We start from the raw sequence: 9,312 nt of genomic DNA on the forward strand, positions 1-9,312 counted from the left end.
GATGTGTACTGCATGGACCGGTGGATTATTGATTAGCGTTCCTAAGTCATCAATGAAACGTGACTATCAACGCTTAACTCGTTTAAGCTATGCTTTTGCTTGGTTGGCTGATTTATCATTAATTTACTTAGGTGGTGATTTAAAGCGTAAAGAGCGCTTATCTGCACGCCTAGCTGATGGACTTTCTTATCTATACATGGCGATGGCTGCGTTACGTAGTGTGCAGTTAAATGGTGATGATAAAGATGAGCAATTGCCTGCACAGTGGGCAGTTTCTTATTGCTACTATCATGCACAAAAATCACTGCTTGCTTTATGCCAAAACTTCCCATCACGGTTATTCGGTTTCATCATGCGTTTTGTGGCATTTCCTTTGGGACAAACTATGCGTTATCCCAGTGATAAATTAGATAGAAAACTGGCTGCATTAATGACTGGGAATAACCATTTCCGCAATCGTTTGAAATCATTTCTTTATTTATCAGGAGACCCAAAACAGCCTGTGGATCGTATGGAACATGCCTTACAGTTAATTATCAATGCGGATGAACTGTCTAAGAAAGTAAGTGATGTGAAGCGAGCTAAGTTTGGACATTTAAAAGCTAAGCTAGAACAGAAGCTTGAAAAGAAAGAAATTACTCAAGAAGAGATGGACCAATTGCTAGCAGTAGAGGCGGCACGTTGGGATGCCATCTTGGTGGATGAGTTTACTTTTGAATCGATGAAGCAAGGTACTTTTAATTCAGTAATCGATTATGTTAAATCACCATTCATTTAATTTTTTACAAACGCTTAACACCAAACGCAAAATTAGATGTCAATTTGTCGGCATCTAATTTGCTATAATTAGGGCAGGTGTTATCAATTTAGTGTGAGATTTGAATTATGGCTGAGAAACGATTCCCAACTACCCAAGAAATTAAGTCTTCAATGGAAACGGCAGGGGCTACAATTGAAGGCGCAGAGTATCTCGCTTCGCGCGTGAGAGATTTAGCAACTAAATCTAAGTTCTTAGCTAAGAATCCAGAATTAAAAGAAAACATCATTGCAGCAGTAGATAAGTTTGTTGATTATGTTCGCTTTAAGCTGACTGTAAATGGTCAGCCCTGGTCTGGTCAGGAAGTAGAAACTTCAGATTTGAAAAATATGCAGGCAAATCTTGCTGACGCTGCTGTGAAAGAAATGGCAGGCAAGGTATCTGACATCAAAGTCGATTACGCCGTTAGTGCGGATGGACATTATATTCGTGGTTATTCTTCCAGCGACGGAGCAGTAAGCCCAGAGACAGTAAGTAATCTGGATAAAGTTTTTAATGCATGGCTGGCATCAAAAGATCATGTAATCAAAGGTGGTTTCATCTACCATGTCGATGATAAGGTGCAAAGCGAAGGTACAAGGGTCACTCAGGAAGAGATTAAAGCGTTGATGGACGAAGGTGGTTTAAAAGATTATATGGCTAATAAAGGGATAACACTTCAAACTAGAGAACGTGACTATCCTGGAGAGTCTAAAGCCGCTGAAGCTTTAAAAGATGCTGAAGTTGCAGTCGAGGTTGTTGCTAAAGCCAATCAAGATGAAGGCCTGGAAGGACCAGAAGCCGATACTGGCCCAGGCGTTTCTGCTCTCTAACCGCATTATAAAAACGGGTATCCTGGTTGCCTGCAACCAGGATATACTTAAAATAGCAACAAAATCAGCTCACAGAAAACTATAGCATTGATACAGAGTAGCTACGTACACAAACATTAAGCATTATTCGCCGCGGCCAAGCGCTCGAACGAACCAATATCAAACCACAGCCCACTATAAACACTAGCTGTTGCTTTTGCCAAATTCGCATAATGCCTAATCAATGGAGTAACAGAATAGCGCCCCTGCGTGCATCCCGAAAACACTTGTGGGTGATAACAACAAATCCCCGCCAGAGTATATTCGCGATTCGCATTGGTTAATTGCTGTTGATTAACCAGACCAAAATCTCCATGATGATTTAAGGCCGGGTTTTTATTGACCAATATGACCTGAATGGAATTGGGCTCAGGGGTTTGTAATAAGCTGAAATCAAAGTCGGTATAAATATCTGCATTCACGGTAATAAACGGTTGATTGCCCAATAGAGGTAAGGCATTAACAATACCTCCCCCCGTTTCCAATCCTCCCGGTGGTTCGGCAGAGTAAATAATTTGTATACCCCAACGCTCACCATTACCCAAACACTGACGAATTTGTCCACCAAGATAGGCGTGATTAATGACTATTTTTTCATAGCCAGCGTTGGCCAGATTGATAATATGGTGCTCAATTAAAGGCTTGCCTTTGACAACACATAACGCCTTAGGCTTCATCTCAGTTAACGGTTTTAGGCGCTCCCCGCGTCCAGCAGCGAGTATCATGGCAGTATTCATGGTAAATAAACTCTCGTTTGTAAAAAGTGCAGCAAGGGGTGAAGCTCAGGATAAATTTCTGTACATTCAAGAACATATTTCAAAGTTAGGGGAAGGTCTTTTAAATAGCCCGGTTTATTATCACGCAAATGTAAGCGGGAGAACACACCTAATACTTTTAAATGTCTTTGTAAGCCACATAAGTCAAAAGCACGAATAAATTCAGCAAGAGAATATTGGCTGGCTAAAGTATTCTGTTTGTAAAATAGCTCCACCCATTCAATAAGTTGGGCGCGAGGCCAAGAAATATAGCAGTCTTTCAGTAAGGACACTAAATCATAAGTAAGCGGGCCGCTCATGGCATCTTGGAAATCAATAACACCTAATAGCGTTTCAGAGCCATCAACTACCAACATTAAATTACGCGAATGATAATCACGGTGAATAAAGGTTAATGGTTGTTTCGCAACTTCTGACGCAATCCAGTCGATAGACTCCTGTAACATGGCTGTTTCTGCCTCACTAAGTTCTAGTGCAAGATAGGCGTTAAGAAACCATTCAGGGCAGAGATTCATTTCTTTAACCATGAAGCGATAATCAAATGGTGCAAGCAGTGGATCATTAATCGCACTGGTTTGAATTTTAAATAGGGTTTGTATTGCTTGCTGATAATAATGTTGCACGGTTTCTGGGTTAAGCGCATTTAAAAGCAATTGATCGCCCAAATCATTCAATAATAAAAAACCTTGTTGCGTATCACTGGCAATAATTTTCGGGGTACATACACCTGCCTGCTCCAACCTTTGTGCAACATGCATGAATGGATGTAGATCTTCTTTGCCTGGTGGTGCATCCATAACTACTTGAGACAATCCATTATGAAGCACGCGGAAATAGCGTCTAAAACTGGCATCTCCAGCTAAAGGGGTTAAAACAAAATCTTGTTGTTCAAGCACTTGCGTAAGCCACTCTTTCAGTGCGTTTTCTCTTTCATGCATGATATACTTCCCGACATTATTTTTGGCATGTAACGATTCACCATGTTCTTTGAGCGAATTGTTACTTGATTTTTAACTGTGTTAGCACGCAGTATATAGTCTTTGTGTGCATAATAAGGCATTTTATTACTTGTGAACAAGATTTCAGTTAAATGGTTCTTGATGGCAGGAGGTACAATCACCCTGACTACGCTTATGGTGATTCATCACTCTTTGGCTCATGCTGACTCCATTACTTATGAACCAGTACAAGCCTGTGTGGTCGCACGTGATGTGGATTTAACCAACGCAGTAAGAAGCAAATTAGCCCAATGCTTAGGCTGGCAAAACGACCGCAGCTCACCTGTCTGTTTAGGCTCTTATAGACCAATTACGATAACGCCCCTTGCCTCACCAGATGAGCTACGCATTATGGCGGATAAAGTGTCTTTCTACCAAGATAAACCCTCAACCTTATCTGGGAATGTAGAAATTCGCCAAACACTGCGCGTTGTGAACGCAGAAACAGCACATGTGTATCGAGATGCTAAAACGAACCAAATCACGCGGATAGAATTTTTAGGTGATGTACATTATTTAGAACCCGATAAGTTAATGATTGCCCGTAAAGCGAGTATTAATCCTCAAGATAAATCTGGGCAAACCGAAGACGTCATCTATCGTTTTAATACCAATAAAGGTCATGCCCTGTTGCCCGCTTGGGGGCGTGCTAGCCTAATGCAGCGCTTTGCTAATTCTGATTATTTATTAAATCAGGCAACCTATACCACCTGCGCACCTCAGGACAAAGCGTGGATGCTGGAGGCCAAATCAATAAAACTTGATGATAAGAAGAAAGTTGGCGTGGCTCGTGATGTAAAATTACGAGTTCGAGAATGGCCTGTGCTTTATCTTCCCTATTTAAGCTTCCCAACCAGTAAGGAGCGCAAATCAGGCTTCCTCATACCTGTTGCAGGATACTCTAATGTCGGTGGTTTTGATTTGGGCATTCCTTATTATTGGAACATAGCTCCTAATCATGATTTGACCTTAACCCCGCATTTATATACTGAGCGAGGGGTGATGTTGGGAGCTGATTACCGCTATTTAACGGAAAAAAGTCACGGCATTATTAGCGGTACATTTTTACCCCAAGATGCTGCCTTCCGTAACTTTTTGCATGATCAGGAATGGGAATTCCCCAGGTTAAAGCACAACTCAACAAACCGTTGGTCTATAGGTGTATTAGAATCCACCCTGTTAGCCCCTAATTTGAGTTTTAACGCAAATGTACAGCAAGTTTCAGATGATTATTATTTACAAGATTTCAGTTCAAATTTAGCCCTCATTACGCAAAGACAATTATTACGTCAAGCCGATTTGACCTACACCACGGAGAATTGGATTTTTAGAGGTATGGTACAAAGCTATCAAACCCTGCATCCAGTTAATGAAACACCAATTGCTGATCAGTATGAACGTTTACCACAAATTGCGGCACACGGTTATTATTATGATTTGCCAATGCATGCGAATTTAAACCTCGTAGGGCAATATGATCAATTCTTTTGGCCTGGAACGAAGTGGGAAGGGGCGCAAATAGGCGTGCCTCGTGGTCCCCGATTGCATTTTAATCCGGTGCTTATTTTACCGCAGCGTAAAGCTTGGGGGTACATTACACCCTCAGTAGAGTTTGTCGAAAACTATTATGAGGTAAGTAATAACTGGGGACCTAAACACACCGATTACAATCGTTTTATACCCCGTTATGATGTGCGTGGAGGATTGTTTTTTGAGCGCAATTTTAACTGGTTTGGTAATGGATACACTCAAACATTAGAACCCAGTTTGTATTATTTATATGTGCCTTACCAAGATCAGAGTGCTATTCCTATATATGATACAGCTAACATGATCTTTAATGTGGATCAATTGTTTAGAACAAATCGCTTTTCAGGCTTTGACCGTATTGGTGATGCGAATCAATTATCTTATGCGGTGACTACACGCTGGCTCTCTGAGGAAACAGGTTTTGAACGCGCTAATTTCTCTGTTGGTCAAATTAAATATTTTACGAATAGAACAGTGCAATTATGCCGAAGTTTGACTGGTCCTTGTATTGCTAATCCTTTAGAAATAGGGCAGTTGTCTCCTTTTGCGGATACCTCGCCGATTGCTTCACGAGCAGTTTATCATTTTAATCCAGTTTGGAGCATCACCGGTGATTATGTATGGGATACTGCTACTTCGGCTACAAATAACGGCGATTTAAATCTGCACTATCAACCTGCACCAAATGCCATCCTTAACTTTGGTTATACCTACCTGGTTAATGGGGATGTTACTTCAGTACGGAATAATGCCAAAAGTGATAACGCATTACACCAGGCTCTGGTTGCGTTTTCTTTGCCTTTAAATGCAAAGTGGAGCACTATAGGAGCTTATAGTCATAATATTAGTAAAGATTACAGTATGATGTCTTTATTAGGTATGCAGTATGATAATTGTTGCTGGGCTGTACGTATTTTTGGTGGGCGAACATTTAAAAACCTAAATGCATCGTATCAACCACAGTACAATAACAATGTGTACTTGCAAATACTATTAAAAGGCTTAGGATCCGTAGCTACAAGTGATCCAAGTAGGATCTTAAATACTTATATTCCAGGGTATAATGATCCATTTCATCGGTAATGGTAAAAAATTAGGCAGGGCTGCTTGTATTTTGGTTAAAAATAACTTAGTGTGACAATAATTTTAATATTTTCGAGTTACTGCAAGGAACGCATACAAACTGCTCGAAAAAGATTAAATAAGGAAGGATTTTTGTATGTGTAAAAAAATAGCGCTTGTTTGTATGCTGTTTGCAGCAGTAAGCACAAGTCAGGCAACGCAATTCTTAGATAAGGTCGTTGCTGTAGTAAATAATGGAGTGATCACTTCAAGCGAGTTGGACAAGCAAGTGTCTTTAACTAAAAAGCAGCTACTTGCACAAAGAATGCAACTTCCTCCAGATAATGTACTACGCAAACAAGTATTACAACATTTAATTGATGTCGATTTGCAAATGCAAATGGCAAAACAGAATGGGATTACTGTTGATGATTCTGAGTTGAACCAAGCGATTGAACGCATTGCTACAGCAAACCATGCTACGATGGTGCAATTACGTGAAGAAATAACACGCCAAGGTATGGGCTGGAATGAATACCGCGAGAGCATTCGTAAAGAAATGGTTTTGTCTAACTTGCAGCAAAAGGCTGTAGGTCGTGACATACGCATTACGAATGAGCAAGTAGAGCAGTTCTTGAAAACTGAAGGAGATCTCCCTGTCGATCGCACTAATTTTACTTATCACCTACAAAATATTGTAATTCCATTAAGTGAAAAGCCAAGTGCCGCCGAAGTGCAAAAAGCACAAAAGACCGCTGAACGGGTGTTGGCGAGCGTTAAAAAAGGAGATGACTTTAGTCGCCTGCCTTTTGACAGTTCAATGAGTAGCCTTGCTTTAGAAGGCGGTGACTTAGGAGAACGACATATTGGCGAGCTCCCTGAACTTTTTGCCAAAGAAGTTATTAACATGAAAGTTGGCCAGGTTTTGGGGCCTTTACGTGCAGGTAACGGTTTGCAATTAATTAAATTGGTAAGCCTTGGCGGCGCTGCAGCGAAGCAACAACATGTGGTTACCTTAACTCATGCGCGTCATATTTTGTTAAAGACCGATGCCAGTATGCTTCCTGACGATGCGAAGAAACAGGTCAATAATATTTATCAACAACTCATAGCGGGTAAAGATTTTGCAACCATGGCAAAACAATACTCTTTAGATACCGTCAGTGCGGTAAAAGGTGGTGACTTAGGCTGGATTAGTCCAGGTGAAACAGTGCCTGAGTTTGAAAAGGCGATGAATAAATTACCCTTAAATCAGGTAAGTAAGCCGGTAAAATCTCAATTTGGATGGCATTTAATTGAAATTTTAGGTCGTAAGCAAGAAGATGATTCTGTTGCTTTTAAGAAACAGCAAGTACGACAATTTTTACATCAACGTAAATTTGCTGAGGCGGTACACAACTGGCAACAGCATATTCGCCGCGATGCATACATTAATGTTGTTGAAAAGGAGCTAGCATGAAGCCACTGCTAATTAGCAGTGGTGAACCAGCGGGAGTTGGACCGGATTTATGTTTGGCTCTTGCTGACTATGATTTTCCTCTGGTCATTTTAGGTGACCCTCAAGTACTGGCTTCACGAGCGAAAGAGTTAGCTTGTGAGGTTTGCTTTGACGAATATCAATCAGGGCAAATCGTTACGCCTAAATCTGGGCACTTAACTATTCTACCTATTTCTTGTCCTGCTCCTGTAGTCAGTGGTCAACTTAATCCTGAAAATGCAACTTATGTGCTTGAACTACTAACACGTGGTGCAGAATTATGTAGCCATGGTGAATTTTCTGGAATTGTTACCGCTCCCGTGCATAAGGCAATTATTAATACGGCAGGCTTTGCGTTTACAGGCCATACTGAGTTTTTTGCGCAATATTATCATGTTGATACGGTGGTGATGATGCTTGCATGTACTCAGATGAAGGTTGCATTAGTTACAACTCACCTACCATTACGCCAAGTACCTGATGCAATCAATGCAGAATTGATTATTGAAGTAATTACTAAATTGCATCAATCTTTAATAAGAGATTTCCAGATTGCAAATCCTTGCATTAAAGTTGCAGGCTTAAATCCTCATGCTGGAGAGTCGGGTTATTTAGGACGAGAAGAAATTGAAGTAATTAGCCCTGCGTTAATTCAATTAAAAGAGCAAGGTATTAATGTTCAGGGGCCCATGCCCTCTGACACGATGTTTATTAAGGAACATTTAACAGACTGCGATGCTTTTGTCGCCATGTATCATGATCAAGGCTTACCCGTTATAAAATATGCTGGCTTTAATGAAGCGGTTAATGTCACCTTAGGATTACCTATAATAAGAACCTCCGTTGATCATGGAACAGCCTTGGAATTGGCAGGAAAAAATTTACTCGATACTGGCTCCATGTTGGCTGCCGTTGAAATGGCCAAAAATATGGCGCTGTCTAGGGCTGTTGACATTTCGCTAGTTTGAGCCAAAATCAGTTCATTTTTGCTCAGTCCTAGGAGTCGTTAATGACGATCATCAGTTTAATCGCCGCCCTTGATGCCGCTGGTGGCATCGGTATTAATAATCAATTACTCTGCCACTTACCCGCAGACCTCCAACATTTTAAAACCATTACTATGGGTAAACCTATCATAATGGGACGCAAAACTTACGAATCTATAGGCAGACCACTTCCTGGACGATTAAATATAGTATTAAGTAATTCCTGCTCTGCTATTGAAGGAGTAATTGTTGTTAATTCTTTAGAAAAGGCATTAGCTGAAACAAAAGATATTCCAGAAGTAATGATCATTGGCGGTGAGCAATTATTTAAAGATACTATGGCTATAGCCAATCGCTTATATATTACACGCATCCATCGTCAATTCATCGCCGACGTATTTTTTCCTAACATCGATGAAAGCCTATGGACACGTACCAGTAATGTTTTTCGCGAACACGATGAAAAGAACAAATATGATATGTCTTTTAATATATACGAGCGAAACTAGTTTGGCTATTACACGTATTAAAATAGCGGAGCCTGGTTGCTAGCAACCAGGACTTCCTTAAACAGCAAGCAAATCAAAGAGCAATAAACAAACCAACATCAGCGATAACCTACTAATAAAAGCGCAAAAAAAAAGCAACTAGATTTCATGGAAATCAAAATGGGTTGGAATAAATAAGCAAATAGAATAATTTAAAAAAAATTGCAAAAAGTGTTTGACATGGATGTCGAAATCAGTAGAATACGCAGCACGCCTCGGGGCAAACGTTCATTAATAAGATAGAAGACAAACTGTGTGGGCACTTTG

8 protein-coding genes are annotated in these 9,312 nt (G+C 40.5%); 6 read left to right on the forward strand and 2 right to left on the reverse strand.

Annotation, left to right across the window (positions count from 1 at the left end; genetic code table 11):
- On the forward strand, positions 1-778 hold a 778-nt coding region (locus ACQY7T_RS14160), incomplete at its 5' end, for an acyl-CoA dehydrogenase domain-containing protein (protein ID WP_428414182.1).
- 107 nt (positions 779-885) lie between these two features.
- The gene (locus ACQY7T_RS14165; protein WP_428414184.1) at positions 886-1,629 is read left to right on the forward strand and encodes a hypothetical protein; all 744 of its coding nucleotides are present in this window, start codon (positions 886-888) and stop codon (positions 1,627-1,629) included.
- 116 nt (positions 1,630-1,745) lie between these two features.
- On the opposite strand, the gene ACQY7T_RS14170 is transcribed toward ACQY7T_RS14165, so the two are convergent.
- Together ACQY7T_RS14170 and ACQY7T_RS14175 are read right to left on the reverse strand one after the other, a co-directional pair.
- A complete protein-coding gene (locus ACQY7T_RS14170; protein ID WP_428414186.1) occupies positions 1,746-2,405 on the reverse strand; it encodes a nucleotidyltransferase family protein in 660 nt (219 codons plus the stop codon).
- A complete protein-coding gene (locus ACQY7T_RS14175; RefSeq protein ID WP_428414187.1) occupies positions 2,402-3,382 on the reverse strand; it encodes an aminoglycoside phosphotransferase family protein in 981 nt (326 codons plus the stop codon). Before ACQY7T_RS14175 ends, ACQY7T_RS14170 begins: the two co-directional genes overlap by 4 nt.
- 162 nt (positions 3,383-3,544) lie before the next feature.
- Between ACQY7T_RS14175 and ACQY7T_RS14180 the strand changes: the two genes are divergently transcribed.
- The 4 genes from ACQY7T_RS14180 (at position 3,545) to ACQY7T_RS14195 (ending at position 9,006) form a co-directional block, all read left to right on the forward strand.
- A complete protein-coding gene (locus tag ACQY7T_RS14180; protein ID WP_428414191.1) occupies positions 3,545-6,055 on the forward strand; it encodes an LPS-assembly protein LptD in 2,511 nt (836 codons plus the stop codon).
- Positions 6,056-6,191: 136 nt separating this feature from the next.
- Entirely contained in the window at positions 6,192-7,493 is a 1,302-nt protein-coding gene (locus ACQY7T_RS14185; protein ID WP_428414188.1) for a peptidylprolyl isomerase, read from the forward strand.
- The gene (gene pdxA / locus ACQY7T_RS14190) at positions 7,490-8,479 is read left to right on the forward strand and encodes a 4-hydroxythreonine-4-phosphate dehydrogenase PdxA (protein ID WP_428414189.1); all 990 of its coding nucleotides are present in this window, start codon (positions 7,490-7,492) and stop codon (positions 8,477-8,479) included. Before ACQY7T_RS14185 ends, pdxA begins: the two co-directional genes overlap by 4 nt.
- Positions 8,480-8,520: 41 nt before the next feature.
- Positions 8,521-9,006, forward strand: coding sequence for a dihydrofolate reductase (locus tag ACQY7T_RS14195; protein WP_428414190.1), 486 nt, complete (start codon positions 8,521-8,523; stop codon positions 9,004-9,006).
- Positions 9,007-9,312 lie beyond the last annotated feature (306 nt).

The sequence above is a fragment of the Legionella sp. genome (genome assembly GCF_965140895.1).
Lineage (GTDB): Bacteria > Pseudomonadota > Gammaproteobacteria > Legionellales > Legionellaceae > Legionella.